Raw genomic sequence first — 17938 nt, 5'->3', positions numbered from 1 at the left:
TTTCTTTCCCCCCCCCCCCCCCCCCCCCCCCCCCCCGGGGCCTTTTCGCTTCCTGCTTCCTGGTGGGGCGTTGCCTAGTGGAAGGTGACGGTGGTGCCGTTGCGGACGCTGCGGGCCGGGAGCGTGACGGTCAGGGTGTGGCTGGCCGCATCGAGGTGCCAGGCGGTCCTGGGCAGCCGGGTGCCGGACGCGGAGACCGCGCTCGCGGTGTCGACCCCGCGGAAGGCGACCGTCCACTGCCGGCTGGTGACCTGGCCGTGGAAGCTGCCGCGGGCGGCGCCGATCCGCAGGGTGTGGGCGCCCTTGCTCTCGGTGTAGTGCACGGCGGTGGTCGCCGAGCGGGCCGGCACCGCGGAGGTGCCGTCGTCCTCGTAGAGGGTGAACGCGCCGGAGGCGCCGGTGGTGACGGTGAGCGTGACCTTCTTCAGCGGGTTGTTCGCGTCGTCGGCGACGTGGTCGGTCCTGGTGGGCACGACCGCGCCGGCCTTGACGAACACCGGCATCGTGTCGAGCCCGGTGGTGACGGTCTGCGTGGTGCCGCCGGGGTAGGTCTTCCCGGTGAAGTAGTCGGTCCAGGTGGTGCCCGGCGGCAGCCACACCGAGGTGGTGGCGGTGGTGCCGGGCGTGGTGACGGGAGCGACCAGCACGTCGGAGCCGTACATGTACTCGCTGTCGGCCGTGGTGTAGGCGCTGTCCTCCTCCGGGTACTGGAGGTACATCGGCCGCACCACCGGGATGCCGGTGGCGTTGGCCTGCTGGGCGAGGGTGTAGGTGTACGGCAGCAGGTCCTCGCGCAGGTTGAGGAACTTGTCGGCGCTGGTGCGGGCCGCGGTGCCGTACTGCCAGGGCAGCCGGTCGCTGTGGTTGCCGTGCAGCCGGTCGATCGGCTGGAAGGTGCCGAGCTGGACCCAGCGCGCGTACAGGTCGTCGGGCAGCTTGGTGGTGCTCTTCTGCGTGCCGCCGTCGGTGTACGTCTCGGCGCCCTTCAGGCCGGTGGTGTCGTTGAAGCCGCCGATGTCGTGGCTGACCGCGGACAGCCCGGTGGCCGCGGACTCGCCCGGGGTGTAGCCGACCTCGTACTTCAGGGTGCCCCAGCTGGAGGAGGTGTCACCGGTGAAGTGGACGGTGGTGCGCTTGTCCGCCCAGGGCCCGGTCGGCAGGCCGGTCGGGCTGCTGTAGCCGCCGGACTGGAGCGACCCGAAGGCCCGGGAGAGCACGAACCCGCGGCCGACGGTCTTGTCGGCGTCGGTGGCGTACTGCTGGTTGATCCAGGCGTCGGGGGTGACTCCGGCCAGCGTGGACTGCGAGTTGTCGCAGCACCAGTCGAGCCACCAGAAGTCGGCGCCGTCGCTCTCCATCGTCTGGTGCAGGTCCAGGTACGCCTTCAGCTGGTCGGGGTCGCCGAAGTCGAAGGTGTACGTGCACACGTCGCCGTCGCAGCCGGCCTTGGCGAGCTTGTTCTTCGCGGTGGCCTCGGCCTGCGCGAACTGCGGGTCGGTGCTGATGATGCTCGGGTGGATGTTCAGGGTGTTGTGCAGGCCCTGGCTCTGCGCCCAGTCGAAGAACGCCTTCTCGTCGGGGAACTTCGACGGGTCCATCTCCCAGCCGTCCCAGGTGGCGGGCGACTTGAAGTCGGTGTCGGTGACCAGCACGTCCAGCGGCACGTTCTCGGACCGGAAGTCGGGCAGGACGGTGTTCTCGTAGTCGGCCGCGGTGCGGTCGAGGTACTCGGAGTACCAGACGCCGTAGGCCCACTCGGGCAGCAGCTCGGAGGGGCCGGTGAGCGTGGCCAGGTCCCCCAGGGCCTGCTGGTAGTCGTGCCCGTAGCCGAAGAGGTAGCCGTCCTGGTAGGGCGTGCCGTTGTGGCCGGGGCGCGGCGAGGTGGTGCCGGTGGCGGTGGAGTACAGCGCCGAGGTGGTGTCGTCGAGCAGGTACCAGCCGTCCCGGTAGAGCAGGCCGGGCGTGGTGGCCGGGTCGCCGTTGTCGCCGTTGACGCCGTCCAGGCCGCGGCGGTAGCCGCCCAGGGAGATGTGCGGCTGCGGGGCGGCCGCGCTCTGGTCGGCGACGGAGACGGTGTCGGCGTTGACGTGGCAGCTGGTCGCGTCGGGGCAGCCGAGGGTGATCGTGTCGGTGCCCGCGCTCAGCGCGACGGGGACCGACGCGGTGCTCCAGGTGTCCCAGTCGGTGGTGGCCGGCAGGCTGAGGGTGCTGGTGGCGCCGCCGGCCGTGACCGTCATGGTGCGGGTCTGGTGCAGGCCGTCGCCGCCGGTGCCGTTGGCGTAGCGCAGCCGCAGCAGGTAGGTGCCGTCGGCGGGCACCCCGACGATCCGGTGGGTCAGGGACGTGCCCTGGTTGAGTTCCGCGACGAAGCCGGCGCCGGAGTAGCCCTTGTGGTCGGTGGCGGTCTTCGCGTTGCCGGTGGTGCGGCCCGCCTCGGACTCGCAGCTGGTGCCGAAGGGGCAGTCGAGGATCGCGGTGGTCGACGCCTGGGGGTAGGACGCGCCGGGCGTGACGACCGCGATGCTGTCGAGGTTGACGTGGCCGGTGTCGGCCGCGGTGTGCGCCAGGGTGACCGTGTGGTGCCCGGCGGTCAGCGTCAGCGGCACCTTGGCGACGGCCCAGGTGTCCCAGTCGGCGGTGACCGGCATGCTGACGGTCTTCGCGGCGCCGCCGTCGACCGACACCGACAGGGTGCGGGTGACGTCCTTGCCGTCGCCGCCGACGGCGTTGGCGTAGCGGGCGTCGAACTCGTAGCTGCCCGCCGAGGTGGCGTCCACGTCGGCGGTGACCGCGTTGCCGGTGGCCTCGAAGCCGGCGAGGAAGCCGGTGCCGGTGGCCCCGGTGTGGTCGCTCGCGGTGCCCACGCCGGAGGCGGTGAGGCTCTCCGCCTCGCACAGCTCGCCGACGGCGCAGGTCAGGCCGTTCCACGGGGCGGCGGTGACCGCGGCGCTGCCGGCGTTCTGCTGCACCGTCAGGTTCTGCGCGGTGAAGGCGCCGGAGTCCAGCTTGTAGCGCAGCGTCACCTTGCTGGTCTTGACGGTGAGCCAGCCGCCGGCGGTGGAGGAGGTGTAGGGCGTGCTGGTGAAGGAGTCCCGGCCGATCGCGTTGAAGGTCGGGCTGTCGGTGAACTGGCCGTCCCCGGCGTACTCGGTGCGGATCAGGGTGGGCGAGAGCACCTCGAAGCGGGCGTCGCCCGCGGTGACCGTCGGGATGTGCGGGCGGGCGCTGCTGTGCGCGGAGGCCGCCTGTCCGGTGCCGGTCAGCACCGTCGCCACGGTGGCCGCGGCGGCCACCACCGCCAGCCGCCGCCGCGGGGTCCGGGTCCGGCGGCGGGCCTGTGCGGCGCTCATCGGGCCACGCTCAGCAGGGCGAAGATGCCGCCGACCACCGGGCGGGCCTGGAAGCCGCCGCTCTGCCGGTCGTTGACCGTGTCGTACCAGTCGGTGAACGGCACCCGGGTCGGGGTGGTGTGGACGAACTCGTAGAGGGAGTCGATGAGGTAGCCGCTGACCGGGTGGTCGCGCAGCCAGGCCGCGGTCCACATCTCCCAGTCGGCCTTGGTGTAGGCGTGCCGGTTGTCCAGCGGGATGCCGTGCTGGTTGACCTGGGTGAGGTACCAGGCCGCCTCGTCGGCGGCGACCGACTTCGGGACCAGCCCCAGGCCCAGCAGCGCGTCGGGGTAGCCGTTGTACTTCAGGCTCCAGGTGCCCGGCTGGTCGTAGGCGAGCTTGAGGTGGTCCCCGCCGGAGTCCCCGCTGGTGTCCCCGCCCGTGTCCTGCGCCTTGCCGACCCACTGGCCGATGTAGTCCTTGGCGACGCCGAGGTAGCGGGTGCGGTCGGCGGCGTTGCCGGCCGCGGCGGCGACCTGGCTCATCGCGCCGAGCGCGAGGATGCCCTTCAGCGCGAGGTTGGCGCTGTGCCCGATGAACCCGGTGAAGTCGTCGGTCTGGTTCTGGTAGCCGGGGTCGAGGGCGTTGTCGACGAGGTAGTCCGCCCACTGCTTGAGGATCGCGTAGTGGCCGGTGGCGAAGGACTTCGCGTCGGCGGCGGAGGCGCCCTTGAGGTACGCGGCCGACATCAGCAGCATGTTCGCCGACTCCTCGACGGGCATGTCCTCCTCGTTGCCGTCGTTGTGGCCGCTGGCGTTGGGGTAGGAGGAGCCGATGTCGTGCTCGGCGAACTCCTTGGGCCAGCCGCCGTGTTCGGCGTACTCCAGCATCGGCGCCAGCAGCAGTCCCAGATAGGCCGGGTCGGCCCAGGCGAAGACCGGGACCGTGGGGTAGGTGACGTCGATCGAGGAGACGTTGCCGTCGGAGGAGATCTCCTTCAGCAGCGCCCAGGGCTTGCCGTCCTTGCTGACCAGTTCGGTGGCGCCGTACGCCTGCCGCAGCGCCAGCGCGCACAGCGCCGCGTACTTCGCGCCGCCGGCCGCCGTGGCCTCCTGCCGCACCTTGCGGTCCAGCGCGGCGGTGCGGGCGGCGGCGGTGGTGAGGTCGCCGTGGAAGAACGCCGCCATCTGCTGCCAGGTGGACCAGTACGACTTCCACAGCGGCGGCAGCGGCGTGCCGAGGTAGCTCACCGCGGGCTCGCGCACATGGCCGAGGGACAGCACCGTGTGCTGCGCGGCGCCGTGCACGCTGCCGAGGTCGAAGTGGAAGGCGAAGACGGGCCAGGCGTCGTTGATCGCGCGCGGCTGGCGGCTGTCGGTGGAGCCGTCGAGCTTGCCGTCGGTGAGCGCGGCCGGCCGCACCGCGGTGTCGGCGCCGATCTGCCAGGTCAGCCCGGCGCGGTTGGTGGCGCTCCACACCACGGTGCCCCAGGTCGCCATGTCGCCGTTCTCCGCCAGCGACTTGGTGCCGTCGGGGCTGAAGGACAGCGAGGTGAGCGAGCCGCCGCCGACGCCGGCGACCTGCTCCGCGGACCAGCCGATCTTCGTGCCGGAGTCGTTGTGCGCCCACTCCCCGGAGATGTCGAAGTACAGCTTCACGTCGTGGGCGGCGCCGTCCGCGCTGCGCACGTCGGCGGTGACGTACGTCAGCGGCGCCGACTGGCGGCGCAGGTCGCCGGGCTCCACCGGGGACAGGAAGGTCACCGTCAGCTCCACCCCGGCCGCCTCGAAGAGGAACACCGAGCGGGTCGCGGTGGTGGTCAGCGAGCGCTGCGCCATGCCGCGCAGCACCTGCCCGCTGATGTTGGGCGCGCCGAGGAAGAGGAACGGCACCCCGTCGATCTGGGCGATGCCGACCATCGCCATGGTGCGGCCGGTCCAGAACGTCGGCCAGGTGCCGACCGGGCTGCTCGCCGGCAGCCAGGCGCTCAGGTACGGCGAGCGCACCGCCAGTGGCACCGACGGCGGGCGGATCGGGTCGAAGACGGTGGTCACGGTGCTCACGGCCGAGCCGTGCGCGCCGCTGTCCGCCGTGGCGCCGGCCGCGGCCGCCGCCGCGGGCGCGGGCGCGGCCTGCGCGGCGCTGACCGCGCCCGGCAGCATGCCGGCGCTCGCCGCACCGATCCCGACGACGCCGACCGCTCCGGTCCAGCGGATCAGGCCGCGCCGGCTCATCCCCGGCTCGGGCCCGGCCGCGGCGGCCGGCTGCACGCCGTCCGCTCCGGCCGCGGATGGCGGGACGTCGTTGTTCCTGTGGGTCATCTATTCCTCCCGGGACCGCTCCGGTGCGGAGCGGGATGGCAGGGGCAGGCGCTCCGGCCGGTGCGGCGGCAGGCCGGAGCGGGGGGTGGCGGAGGGTCCGCCGTGGAGATTCCTACAACGATGTAAAGAGGGCAGGATGATGACAGCACAGCCCGCATGTCATGTCCATCCCTCGAACTCGACGGGTTTCCGCCGTGTTTCGCGTCCCGCCGCCACCGTGCGTGCGACCGCGCCGACAAGGGGAAATCCTGACCCGGCGGCAGGTTTGAGGGCGCCGTCGAGCGGCGCGGACGACACGCGGGAGGGGGTGGCGGGGGTCGCCCGGGAGCAGCCGGGCGGTGTCCGATCTTGAGGTGTGCGGACGGATTCCTTACATCGATGTAAAGACCCGTCGCAGACCCGCCGCACCGGGTCCGACCTGCGCTCCCCGGCCCGGAAATCGCCGGCACGCCCCTTGACCGGCGGCGGCCCGGCAGTGGGAGAATCCGTGGGTTCGTGGTCGGTTCTGTTCAGTCCTGGTGGGGTGTGGCACCTCCCGGCGGGTGCCGGCCGCACGCGTCCACGAGAGGGGTCCCGCCATGGCGGCCGACCGCACATCACACCCGACCGCCGGGGCGTCCGCCGCCGCTGCCGCCGTCCCGCCCGCTCTGGCAGGCGCCGCCGACGAAGCCGCCCTGCCCAGGACCGTGGAACTCGCCGACGGCTGGCGCTTCGCGCTGGTGGACCTGTGCGACGTCACCGACCCCGCCGGCGCCTACGCGGACGCCGCGACGCCGCAGTACGACGACTCCGGGTGGCGGGCGGTGCGGGTACCGCACGACTGGAGCATCGAGCAGACCCCGACCACCGACCACCACACCACCAGCGGCGGCGGCTACCTCCCCGGCGGACTCGGCTGGTACCGCACGGCGTTCGCGCTGCCCGCGGCCGCCGCAGGCCGCCGGGTGGGCATCGAGTTCGACGGCGTCCACATGGACAGCGACGTCTACTGCAACGGCACGCTGCTCGGCAACCACCCTTACGGCTACACCGGGTTCGCCTACGACCTCACCGGCCTGCTGCACACCGACGGCCGCACCGCCAACGTCATCGCGGTCACCGTCCGCAACCAACTGCCCAGCAGCCGCTGGTACTCCGGCAGCGGCATCTTCCGCCATGTGCGGCTGGTCCTCACCGACCCGGTGCACGTCGCCCGGCACGGCGTCCAGATCACCACGCCCGGCCTCGCCACCACCCTCGACCCGGCGCACGGCACCGCCCACGCCGCCGTGCACGCCCGGGTCGAGGTGGTCAACACCACCGGCAGTGCGGTCGCCGCCACCGTGCTCGGCACCGTACGGGACCGGCACGGCCGCCAGGTGGCACGGTCCGCGACGCCCCTCCCGCTGGCCGCCTCCGCGCAGCCCCAGCCGGTCACCGCCGAACTGCGGCTGGAACAGCCCGAGTTGTGGTCGCCGGACACGCCCGCGCACCGCTACACCCTCACGACCGAGGTCCTGGTGGGGGACGCGGTGGTGGACACCGTCACCACCCCCTTCGGCGTACGCCACTTCACCCTCGACCCCGATCGCGGCCTGTCGGTCAACGGCGTGCACACCAAGCTCAAGGGCGTCAACCTCCACCACGACCAGGGCGCGCTGGGCGCGGCCGTCCACCACGACGCGATCCGGCGGCAGTTGACCCTGATGAAGTCCATGGGCGCCAACGCCGTGCGCACCGCCCACAACCCGCCCGCGCCGGTGCTGATCCGGATCTGCGAGGAACTGGGCCTGCTGCTGGTGATCGAGGCGTTCGACTGCTGGCGCACCGCCAAGTGCGCCTACGACTACGGCCGGTTCTTCGACGAGCACCACGTCGGCGACATCGCGGAGATGGTGCGCGCGGCCCGCAACTCCCCCGCCGTGCTGATGTGGTCGATCGGCAACGAGGTGCCCGACACCACCGAGACCGCGGGGCTGGCCATGGCCGACGGGCTGATCGCCGCCGTCCGCGCCCACGACACCACCCGCCCGGTGGTGGTCGGCTCCGACAAGTACCAGCAGCTGCCGCCGACCGGCTCCCCCGCCGACCTGCTGCTGGCCAAGCTCGACGGCCTGGGCCTGAACTACAACAGCGCCGCCACCGTGGACGAGCTGCACGCCCGCCACCCGCACCTGTTCCTCTTCGAGTCCGAGTCCTCCTCGGCCACCGCCAGCCGCGGCACCTACCAGGACCCGCAGGCCCTGAACACCGGCGAGAACCACACCCCCGGCCGCCGCGCCACCTCCTCGTACGACAACAACCTCGCCCGCTGGACGATGAGCGGCGAGTACGCCCTGAAGAAGGACCGCGACCGGCGCTTCTTCGCCGGGCAGTTCCTCTGGTCCGGCATCGACTACATCGGCGAGCCCACGCCCTACAAGGTGTTCCCGGTGAAGGCGTCGTTCTTCGGCGCGGCCGACACCGCCGGCTTCCCGAAGGACATGTACCACCTCTTCCGCAGCCAGTGGACCACCGAGCCGATGGTGCACCTGGTGCCGATGGACTGGACCGGCCACGAGCCGGGCGAGACCGTCGAGGTGTGGGCGTACTCCACCGTGGACACCGTCGAACTGCGCCTGAACGGCCGCTCGCTGGGGGTGCGCCGGTTCGACGCCAAGAAGACCGCGGACGGCCGCGACTACCTGGAGACCACCGAGCCGACCGGCGACGACAAGACGGTCACCACCGGCCCCTACCCGGGCAGTTACACCAGCCCCGGCGGCAGCGCCGGCAAGCTCCACCTGACCTGGCGGGTGCCCTTCGAGCCCGGCGAGCTGACGGCGCTCGCCCTGCGCGACGGCGAGGTGGTCGCCACCGACGTGCTGCACACCGCGGGCGCGCCGCACGCGATCCGGCTCACCCCGGACCGCGCCACCGTCACCGCCGACGGCGACAGCCTGGTCCACGTCACCGCCGACGTGGTCGACGCGTCCGGCGTCCTGGTGCCCGACGCCGGCCACCTGCTCACCTTCGCCGTCACCGGCGGATCGCTGGCCGGCCTGGACAACGGCCAGCAGGACAACGCCGAGCGCTACCAGGCCACCACCCGCACCGCCTTCCACGGCAAGGCGCTGGCCGTGGTCCGCTCCGGCACCGCCTCCGGGCCGCTGACGGTGACCGCGAGCGCCCCCGGGCTACGCGACGGCACCGCCTCGATCCCCACCACCCCCGCCACCGGCCCGGTCGCCACCACGCCCCCTGCCGTCTTCGCCCCCGACCCCGGCCCGGGCGAGCCCACCTACCCGATCGCCGACGCCAGCTTCTCCGGTTCGCCCGCCGGCACCCCCCAGGCGATCCACGACGACGATCCCGCCACCGGCTGGTCCAACGCCTTCACCAAAGCCGCGACCGGCCTGCTGCCCGCCTTCGACGGCGCGCGCCGCGCGGACTGGTACTCGATACGGCTGCGCAATCCCCGCACCTTCGACAGCGTCTCCGTCCGCTTCACCGTGGACGACACCCACGCACTGCCCGCCGAGGTCACCCTGTCCGCCTGGATCGACGACCGCTGGACGCCGGTACAAGGCCAGGTCGTCACCTGGGCCACCGCCAGCGACGAGCCCACGCGCATCGCCTTCGCCCCCGTCCGCACCGCCGCCCTGCGCCTGGACATGACCAGCTCCGCCCCCGGCACGCCCGCAGGCGCCCTGCGGATCAGCGCGGTCCACTTCACCGTCCTCGACGTGTGCAGCCGGGGGTAGCGTGCGCGCCCGGAGCCGGGGGGCGGAGTTCCGAAGGTCATAGTGGAGAGCGCGCCCCTCCACGTACGATCACGCAATGGCTGACATGACCGACACCACGCCCGGCTGGCTGGCTCCCGAGGACCTGGAGCTGACCCGCGCTCGTATGCCGATCCTCTACGTCGACGCCGTACCGGTGCGGGTCGACGACAACGGAGAAGTCACCCACATCGGGCTGCTGCTGCGCATCGGACCGGACGGCACGGTCAGCCGCAGCCTGGTCTCCGGCCGGGTGCTGCACCACGAGCGGGTCCGCGACGCGCTGGTGCGGCACCTGGAGAAGGACCTCGGGCCGGTGGCGCTGCCGCGGGTGCCGGCCTCGCTCCAGCCGTTCACCGTCGCGGAGTTCTTCCCGACCGAGGGCGTCACGTCCTACCACGACCCGCGGCAGCACGCGGTCTCGCTCGCGTACGTGGTGCCGGTGGCCGGGGACTGCCGGCCGCGGCAGGACGCGCTGGACCTGGTCTGGTTCACCCCCGAGGAGGCGTCCTCGCCGCAGCTCCAGGAGGAGATGCCGGGCGGCCGCGGCATCCTCCTCAAGCAGGCCCTGGCCCACGTGGGCCGCCTGGCCTGACGGTCCCCGGCCGGTCCGGGCCGGGGGCGCGCTACCCGGTGTAGGAGTCGCCGGTCACCGTGACCTGGCGGCCCTCGGCGGTGGTGGTGGACGTGGTGCTCAGGCAGCTGCCGGAGGACGGGTCGGTGACCGTCGGCAGACCGCCGGTGTAGTCGGTGCCGTCCTCCGTCCCGACCGGGGCGCCGTAGGTCACGGTGACCTGCTGGCCGCACCCGGCGGTCAGGTAGGGCTCGATGAAGCCGCTGTCGGCCGCCTTGAACCGGCCCGACGCCGACGGCAGGCTGAAGCTGCCGATGTGCGTCACCGTCGCGCCGGTCGCCTCGTCCACCACGTCCCCGGTCATCAGCTGGGTGTCGCCGGTGACGCTCGCCAACTGGAGCACCAGCGCGTAGGTGCGGCCCTTGGTGTAGGCGAAGCGCGCCGCGCAGCTCACCCCCGCACCGCCGTCGGCGCCGTAGGAGCAGTTGGCGTCGGTGGTGGTGGCCGCGGCGTTGAAGGAGCTGAACACCGCCTGGAGGGTGGGGTTCCCGTCGGCGTCCGCCTCCTTCGGCTGGAAGCCGGCGTAGGGGCGGGTGCCGCTCTCCAGCGTCGTGTAGTAGGCGAAGTAGATGCCGCCGGCGGCGGGCGCGGACTCGAAGGACATCGGCAGCGTGAGCCGGCTGACCGGGGTCGGTGCGCCTGTGCTCCAGGTGGAGGTGGGCGTCGAGGCCCACGACTGCCCGGTCATGGCGACGCCCAGCAGCGCGGCGGCGCCGGCGACGGTGGCCGAGCGCAGCAGTGCGCGGCGGGGGCGGCGGCCGAGGAGTGAGGTGGGTCGCATGTCATCTCCGTTCGTGGGGGCGGTGCATGGCTGCGGTGCGGTGGAACGGGTGGTGCGCGCCGGTCGGTTGGGACCCGGACGGTTGCGGGCCCGGGCGGTCGGGGGGCCGGGCGGTAGGGGGGCCGGACGGACGGGGGCCGGTCAGTTGCGGGTCCGGGCGGTCTGGCCGCGGTCGAAGTAGGCGGCCAGGTCCGGGTCGAGGGGAGGTACGTCGCGGGGGCGGCCGCCGTCGCGCAGCGACTCGGTGGCGCGCACGCCCGCGGCGACCGCCATCCGGGCGGCCACCGGCGAGGTATCGGTGCGGCCGCCGTCGCGCACGAAGCGGACGAACTCATCGATCAGCAGCGGGTCGGCGCCGCCGTGGCCGCCCTCGTCCTGGGCGTCCGGCACGGCGTGTTCGGCGTCGGCGTCGGCCCGGTAGCCGGAGCGGCGCGAGTTCCAGACCTTCACCACCGCGCCGGGCCCGTCGCCGAAGTTCTCCAGCCGCCCGGCGTCACCGATGACGGTGTAGTTGCGCCAGTAGTCGGGGGTGAAGTGGCACTGCTGGTAGGCGGCCAGTACCCCGTTGTCCAGGCGCATGTTGACCAGCGAGACGTCCTCGACGTCGATGACGGGGTTGAGGTCGCGCTGGGTGCTCGGCGGCCAGTGGCCGTCGCGGGTGTACCAGTCGGCGGTCTTGGGCTCGCCCGGCGCGCGGCGGTGCGGGTTGCCGCCGTACACCATGAGGTCGCCGAGCGCCTGGACGGTGCGGGTGTAGCCGCCGGCGATCCAGTGCAGGACGTCGAGGTCGTGGGCGGCCTTCTGGAGCAGCAGGCCGGTGGTGTGGCGGCGTTCGGCGTGCCAGTCCTTGAAGTACCAGTCGCCGCCGTATCCGACGAAGTGCCGGACCCATACCGCCTTGACGGCGCCGATCTCGCCGCGCGCCACGATGTCCCGCATCAGCCGGACCACCGGCATGTGGCGCATGTTGTGGCCGACGTAGAGGGGGGTGCCGGTCTCGTACGCGGTGCGCAGGATGGTGTCGCACGCCTCGACGGTGATCTCCAGCGGCTTCTCCAGGAAGACCGGGGTGCCGGCCCGCAGCGCCTGGCAGGCGAGTTCGGCGTGGGTGTGGTCGGGGGTCAGCACCAGGACGGCGTCGATGCTCCGGTCGGCGAGGACGTCGCGGTGGTCGGCGACGGTCCGCACGCCCGGCAGGTCGGCGGCCGCCTTCTCGCGCGCTGCCGGGTCCGGGTCGGCCAGCAATGTGACGCGTGCGCCGTTGCCGGGGCGGTGCGCGGTGCGGGCCAGCGATCCCCGCAGGCCGTAGCCGAGGACGCCAAGGGCCAGATCCGTGGTGGTCACGCGGGTATCAGTCCTTACGGGCGGTGCCGCGCGAAGCGACGGCACGAGTGCGGGTGCGGGCGCCGGGCGGCGCCCGGGGTGGGTGCCGCGGCCGGTGCGGACGAGGTGGGCCGGGTCGCGGCCGGGTCCGGACCGGCCGCGGCGGTCGGCGGGTCGGGCGGTCAAACGGTCAGGCGGTGAGCGGTCAGCGGTCAGCGGGCGGTGGGGACCCGCGGTCAGGAGTGGACGCGTACCTCGGCAAGGCCGATCCGCCCGGCGGTGGTGGCGGTGATCCGCACGTAGCGGCCGCGGGCGTGCAGGTGGTCCACGGTGGTGGGGCGCAGTGCGGTGCCGCCGAGGTGCACCGTGGTGGCGTGGGCGAAGTCGGGGGTGGCGCTGATCTCGATGTCGGCGTCGGCGGTGGCCATGGTGGCGTCGTTCCAGATCTCGATCCGGTCGACGGACCGGACCGCGCCGAGGTCGGTCTGCCACCAGGCGCCGGGCCCGGCGAGGGTGAGCGCGTCGGTGGTGGTGTCGCCGTCGACGGCGTTCGCGGCGGTGGCGGTGCCGTCGGTGCCGGACTGGCCGGCGGTGCTGCCGCGGGCCAGGTCGGCGCTGAGCGGTTCGACGTGCGGGCCGTCGGCGCCGGCCCGGGCGGCGATCGCCACGGCCTGCGCGGGCAGGGTGTCGAGCCGGGTGTGGTTGCCGGTCGCGACCGAGCCGGTACCGGCCAGGGCGGGGGCATCGGTGTCGGTCCAGTTGCCGGTGGCGGTGTTGTCGATGCCGTAGTCCGCCCAGTTGGAGATCCACTTGTAGCCCAGGCGGGTCAGGACGTTGCCGGTGACGGTGATGTGGGAGGACTGCTCGTCGAGGTAGATGCCGTTGCCGTCGCGCTCGGTGTTGCCGTACGCGGAGCGGTTGACGTAGTTGCCGGAGATGACCGTGCCGGGCTGGTCGCCCTGGGTGTAGATCGCGCCGCCGTCGTGCTGGCCGCCGGCGACCGCCATGACGTCGGTGATCCGGTTGCCGGTGACGCGGTTGTCGCGCAGGACGGACGTCTGCGCGCCGGGCTGGTCCCAGCCCCATCCGACGGAGATGCCGGAGTACGGCAGGTGCTCCAGCGTGTTGTGGTCGACGGTCAGGCCGGCTTCGTAGCCGGCCCAGATCCCGGCGGCGTCGGTGTACTCGGCCCCGGCGTGGTCGATCGTGTCGTAGGCGACGGTGTTGTCCCGGCCGGCCAGCTCCGGGGCGGGGTCCGGGTCGGTGTCGCCGACGTAGAGGGCGCCGGAGGACAGGTCGGTGAAGGTGGAGTGGGTGACGGCGGAGTCCTGGGTGCCGTCCTGGAGTACGGCTCCGGCGCCGCCGAGGTGGGTGAAGCCGGCGTCCTGAACGTGTATCCGGCGGCCGCCGTCGACGGTGAGCGCGCCGGCCGGCTTGGTGTAGTAGCGGCCGGACTGGTCGGCGGGGCCGCTCGCGCCGGTGAGGGTGAGGCCGGCCTGGGTGCCGGCGTAGCCGTCGCCGGTGTCGGGCTGGTGGTAGGCGGCGTAGGCGAAGCCGAGGCCGGTCAGGTCGAGGTCGTGGGCGTGGTCGAGGACGACCAGCTGCTCGGTGGCGGGGGTGACGGCCTGGGCGCGGCGCATGTCCTGGCCGGGCCGCGGTAGGTAGGTGACGGTGCGGTCGGCGGAGTTCCAGGTGAACTCGCCGGGGGTGTCGAGCAGTTCGGGCGCGTTCTGGAACCAGGCGACGCCGGTGTAGCGGGTGGAGTCGACCGTGGTGGTGTCCCAGGAGGGCCCGGTGCGGCCGGTGCCGCTGGAGGAGTCCGCCCAGCAGGGCTGGGCGAGGGTCATCTCGTCGCCGCTGACGCCGGTGACGCGGCACTGGTAGTTCCGCCAGCGGACCTTGATGACGGCGGTCACGTCGGTCGGGCGGGCCGATCCGGCGATGCCGCTCGCGACGGCGCCGGTCAGGCCGTCCTTCGTCGCGTGGCAGACGCTCGCGGCGCACGCGGCGCCCCGCGCGGGTGTCGCCCGCTCGCCGTCGACGAAGAGCTGGCGCGGGGTCACCCCGGCGGGCACGGGCGCGGTCCAGGTGCCGTCGGTGTGGTGCGTCCAGCCGGTCAGGGTGCGGCCGCCGGTCAGCACGGGGTGGGCGCCGGGCGCGGCGGCCCAGGTCACGGTGTGCCCGTCCCGGCCGGAGTCGGCCGCGCCGAGCGTCAGCGGTGCGGTCAACGGGTAGTTGCCGTCGCGCAGTTCGACCCGTACGTCGCGGGTCATGCCGCCGGCGACGGCGGCGCGGACCTTGGCGCGCGCGCCGTCCAGGGAGCAGGGGTGCGCGAGGTCGCAGGTGTCGCCGCTGCCGGTGGGCGCGACGTGGTAGACCGCCGGGGCGGGGGACGGCGCGGACACGCCGGGCGCGCCGGACACGCCGGACACGCCGGACGCGGCGGACGCGCCGGGCGCGGCGGCACCCGCGGCGCCGGCGGGCAGCAGGAGGGCGGCAAGGGCGGTGGTGGCTGCGGCGAGTACGGCGCCGGCGGTCCGCTTCACGCGTTCACGCTCCAGTCGGGGTGCCCGGGCATCGGCGGGTTGACGGCGCCGAAGAGCCAGTCGCGCAGGAAGGGGTCGAGCGAGGGGTCCCCGGTGACCTGCACGGCGTGCCGGATGAAGTCCTCGCTGGAGGCGTTGGCGTTCTTGAAGCGCTCCGGCCACAGCCGCATGATCCGGTCGAACCGCTGCTGGCCGGCCCGCATCCGCAGCGCGTACAGCACCAGCGCGCCGCCGTCGTAGATGTTGGTGCCGCCCAGCCCCTTCGGCAGCCCGGGCGGGCCGTCGGCGGCGCGTACGGCGTCCAGCAGGCCGTAGGTCTGCCGCATCTTGTCGGCCAGCACCGACCAGCCCTGCTCCTCGCTGTACAGGGCGGCGTAGTAGGTGGCGGGGCCCTCGTTGAGCCACGCCTGCTGCCAGTTACTGGGGGTGACCGAGTCGCCCCACCACTGGTGGGTCAGCTCGTGCACCATGGTGTTCTCCCACGTGGGGTTGCCGGAGGCGGTGGGCTTGAACCAGTTGGTGCCGAACAGGCTCAGCGTCTGGTTCTCCAGGGCGTCGGTGTAGCCGCCGTAGATGTGCAGGCCGTACACCGAGAACGGGTAGCGGCCGAACTTCGCCTCCAGCCAGGCGAGATGGTCCGCGGTGCGGGCCACGATCGGGGCGTAGGTGTCCTCCTGGCCCTGCGGGACGACATGGCGCAGCGGCAGCCCGGTGTGGCTCGCGCCGTACAGGTAGGTGCCCTTGACGACGGCGATCCCGCACAGCTCGGTGGGCATCGGCTCGCGCAGCGCGAAGTGCCAGACGGCCGAGCCGTCGGCCCGGGGGGTGGTGTGCAGCAGTTCGCCGTTGGCGGCGGCCACGTAGCCCTCGGGGGCGCTGAGGTGGAAGGTCCACTCGGCCTTGTCGGAGGGGGTGTCGTTGCAGGGGAAGAAGGTGTCGGCGCGCGAGGCCTGGGCGGCGCAGGCGAAGCCGCCGTCGGCGCCGAACACCCAGCCGGACAGCCCGGACCGGGGGTCCTTGCCGTTGCCGTGGTAGTGGACCTCGACGGTGAAGGCCGCCCGGTCGTGCAGCGGGCGGGCGGGGGTGACGGTCAGCTCCTGGCCGCTCTGGCCGAGCGAGAGCGCCCATGCGGCGGCTTTCCCGTCCACGGTGACCTGGTCGATGGTGTGCCCGTCGGTGTCGAGGTTGAACGCCGAGAGGTCCTGGGTGGCGCGGGCCCGGATCGCGACCACGCCGGTGTAGTCGTAGTCGACGGGGGTGAAGTCGAAGGTCAGGTCGTAGTGCGTGACCTGGTAGCCGCCGTTGCCGAGGGTGGGGAAGAGCGGGTCGCCGGCGCCGGCCGCGCCGGGCCGCGGGTCGAAGCCGCGGGCGGCCGCGGAGGCGGGGGCGGTGCCGGCCACGGCGGCCGCGGCGGTGGCGGCCGCGGCGGTGGCCCCGGCGCGCAGCACGGTCCGGCGTGCGGGCGCGGCGGGTACGGACGGCTCGGCGGGTACGGACGGCTCGGCGGGCAGGGCGGGCTCAGCCGGCAGGGCGGGCGGCAGGGTCACTTCGCGCTCCCCTTCTGCGCGGCTTCCTCGAACTCGGTGCGGGCCTTCTCGCCGCCCGCGGCGAGGTAGTTCTTCGTCAGCTCGCTGTACCAGGACATCGGCTTGCGCCCGGTGATGAGGTCCTTGGTGCCGTCGCCGAGCAGCGTGTTGAGGCTGCCCGCGCCCTTGGAGTCCCAGGTCGGCGAGGAGTAGCCGAGGGTGGGGTCGGGGATCATCATCGGCACGAGCACGGTGTACGCGTCGTGGGAGTAGCGCACGCCCGCCTCGGAGGTCGCGCTGAAGACCGCCGGCACCGCGGAGCCGAAGAACTTCCACGGCACGGCGATGTCGGCGCTGCCCTTCGTGGTGAGCACCGGGTTGCCGCCTGCGTCCCGGGTGAAGTCGGTGCCCTCCACGCCGTAGTTGATGAGGGTGTACTCCACGCTGCCGAACGGCGATGCGGCGAAGTCGGCGAACGCCAGCAGCTGCTTCACCCGCTGCCCGGACGCCTTCTTCAGGTGCACGTTCTGGAGCGAGACGTTGTCCATCCAGCTGACCGCGCTCTTGCCGAACGGCACCATCGGCCGCGGGTCGAAGCTCTTGTCGACGGCCTTCATGGCGTCGACGTAGCCGGTGCTGGGGGTCAGGTACGCCGGCATGCCGTCGTAGACGTAGGCGGCCTTGCCGTTCTTGAACAGGTCGGTGTACTTGGCCTTCTGGGACCCCGACATGCCGATCGACCCCGGGTAGTAGCAGCCCGCCTTGTACAGCGTGCGCTGCACCTCGATCGCCGTGCGGAACTCGTCCGTCTCCAGCTGGTGGGTGAACTTCCCGGTCCTGGCGTCCATCCGCCAGGACATGGGCGAGCCGGTGCTCATCGCCACCAGGTTGCCCGCGCCGGCCATGATGGCGTACTGGTCCTTCGACGGCCGGGTCAGCTCCTTGCACAGCTTCACGAACGCGTCGGTGTCGGCGATCTCGCGCGGGTCGGTGACGCCGACCTCGGCGAACAGGTCGTGCCGGTAGAAGCCGGCGCCGCCGGTGCCCATCCGGGAGATCGGCACGCCGTACAGCCGGCCGCCGAAGACGGCGCCCTGCCAGGCGGCCTTGGGGATCGCCGCGAGGTTCGGGTAGGCGCTGACCTTGGCGCCGGCCAGGTACGGGGTGAGGTCCGCGCAGGTGGCGGCGAGGAAGGCGGCCTTGTCGTCGACGCCGCCGGTCTCCGGGTACTCGAAGATGTCGGGCAGGCTGCCGCCGGCCACCATGGTGGAGAACTTGGTGGGGTAGTCGTCGCTGGGCACCGCGGTGACCTCGACCTGGCCGCCGAGCAGCTTCTCGATCGCCTGCCAGGCCGCGTTCTTGCCGCGGCCGGGCGGCGGCGGCATGAACGTCTCGGAGGTGGCCCGCACCGTCTGCGCGCCCGCCAGCGGGGTGCCCTTGGTGGCGCGCAGCGGGGTGGCGGGGTAGCGGAAGAAGCCCTGCGGGACGCCCGCCGCGGTGCCCGGCAGGTCGGCCTTGACGCCGATGTCGCGGACGGTGGTGGCCGGCAGCAGGTCCGCGGCCTTCGCGGACGCCTTCGCGGTGCTCCCGCCGTCGCCGCAGGCGCTGAGCACGGGGGACGCGGTCAGGCCCACGCCGACGCCGATGGCCGAGCGCAGCAGCGATCTGCGGCTGAGGGAGGGAAGGGCGGAACGGGACATGTCTCTCCTTGCCAGGAGTGGGGCGGGGTGCTTGCGGG

9 protein-coding genes are annotated in these 17938 nt (G+C 73.1%); 2 read left to right on the top strand and 7 right to left on the bottom strand.

The features are described from left to right. Positions 1 to 74: 74 nt before the first annotated feature. Together AC3EVP_RS18420 and AC3EVP_RS18415 are read right to left on the bottom strand one after the other, a co-directional pair. Positions 75 to 3350 (bottom strand): TIM-barrel domain-containing protein, encoded by a 3276-nt coding sequence (locus AC3EVP_RS18420; RefSeq protein WP_435131153.1) that lies wholly within the window; start codon positions 3348 to 3350, stop codon positions 75 to 77. Continuing rightward, complete coding sequence (locus AC3EVP_RS18415) at positions 3347 to 5650, bottom strand: glutaminase family protein (protein ID WP_435131151.1); 2304 nt, start codon at positions 5648 to 5650, stop codon at positions 3347 to 3349. The genes AC3EVP_RS18420 and AC3EVP_RS18415 overlap by 4 nt, the downstream gene beginning before the upstream one ends. 578 nt (positions 5651 to 6228) lie before the next feature. Between AC3EVP_RS18415 and AC3EVP_RS18410 the strand changes: the two genes are divergently transcribed. Next, complete coding sequence (locus AC3EVP_RS18410) at positions 6229 to 9372, top strand: glycoside hydrolase family 2 TIM barrel-domain containing protein (RefSeq protein WP_435131149.1); 3144 nt, start codon at positions 6229 to 6231, stop codon at positions 9370 to 9372. Positions 9373 to 9457: 85 nt separating this feature from the next. Further along, positions 9458 to 9985: an NUDIX hydrolase family protein gene (locus tag AC3EVP_RS18405; RefSeq protein WP_335976930.1), complete on the top strand. Its 528-nt coding sequence runs from the start codon at positions 9458 to 9460 to the stop codon at positions 9983 to 9985. A 31-nt stretch (positions 9986 to 10016) separates the two neighbouring features. Here AC3EVP_RS18405 and AC3EVP_RS18400 read toward each other — a convergent pair whose 3' ends face one another. From AC3EVP_RS18400 to AC3EVP_RS18380, 5 genes are all read right to left on the bottom strand, one after another. After that, the gene (locus AC3EVP_RS18400) at positions 10017 to 10805 is read right to left on the bottom strand and encodes a hypothetical protein (RefSeq protein ID WP_435131148.1); all 789 of its coding nucleotides are present in this window, start codon (positions 10803 to 10805) and stop codon (positions 10017 to 10019) included. A gap of 141 nt (positions 10806 to 10946) precedes the next feature. Further along, the gene (locus AC3EVP_RS18395; RefSeq protein ID WP_435131146.1) at positions 10947 to 12149 is read right to left on the bottom strand and encodes a Gfo/Idh/MocA family protein; all 1203 of its coding nucleotides are present in this window, start codon (positions 12147 to 12149) and stop codon (positions 10947 to 10949) included. 215 nt (positions 12150 to 12364) lie between these two features. Then, positions 12365 to 14674, bottom strand: coding sequence for a galactose-binding domain-containing protein (locus tag AC3EVP_RS18390; protein ID WP_435131145.1), 2310 nt, complete (start codon positions 14672 to 14674; stop codon positions 12365 to 12367). Next, positions 14671 to 16221: a M1 family metallopeptidase gene (locus AC3EVP_RS18385; RefSeq protein WP_435131143.1), complete on the bottom strand. Its 1551-nt coding sequence runs from the start codon at positions 16219 to 16221 to the stop codon at positions 14671 to 14673. Before AC3EVP_RS18385 ends, AC3EVP_RS18390 begins: the two co-directional genes overlap by 4 nt. After that, entirely contained in the window at positions 16218 to 17900 is a 1683-nt protein-coding gene (locus AC3EVP_RS18380) for an extracellular solute-binding protein (protein WP_435131141.1), read from the bottom strand. Before AC3EVP_RS18380 ends, AC3EVP_RS18385 begins: the two co-directional genes overlap by 4 nt. Positions 17901 to 17938: the final 38 nt, after the last annotated feature.

It is taken from the genome of Actinacidiphila sp. bgisy144, from assembly GCF_057708105.1.
The sequence above is the reverse complement of the archived record's forward strand: the minus strand, read 5'-3'. Positions and strand labels throughout refer to the sequence as shown.

Excerpts from the sequence above, each read along its gene's own strand:
- AC3EVP_RS18420 (WP_435131153.1), bottom strand. The coding sequence starts at position 3,350 with ATGAGCGCCGCACAGGCCCGCCGCCGGACCCGGACCCCGCGGCGGCGG.
- AC3EVP_RS18415 (WP_435131151.1), bottom strand. The coding sequence starts at position 5,650 with ATGACCCACAGGAACAACGACGTCCCGCCATCCGCGGCCGGAGCGGAC.
- AC3EVP_RS18410 (WP_435131149.1), top strand. The coding sequence starts at position 6,229 with ATGGCGGCCGACCGCACATCACACCCGACCGCCGGGGCGTCCGCCGCC.
- AC3EVP_RS18405 (WP_335976930.1), top strand. The coding sequence starts at position 9,458 with ATGACCGACACCACGCCCGGCTGGCTGGCTCCCGAGGACCTGGAGCTG.
- AC3EVP_RS18400 (WP_435131148.1), bottom strand. The coding sequence starts at position 10,805 with ATGCGACCCACCTCACTCCTCGGCCGCCGCCCCCGCCGCGCACTGCTG.
- AC3EVP_RS18380 (WP_435131141.1), bottom strand. The coding sequence starts at position 17,900 with ATGTCCCGTTCCGCCCTTCCCTCCCTCAGCCGCAGATCGCTGCTGCGC.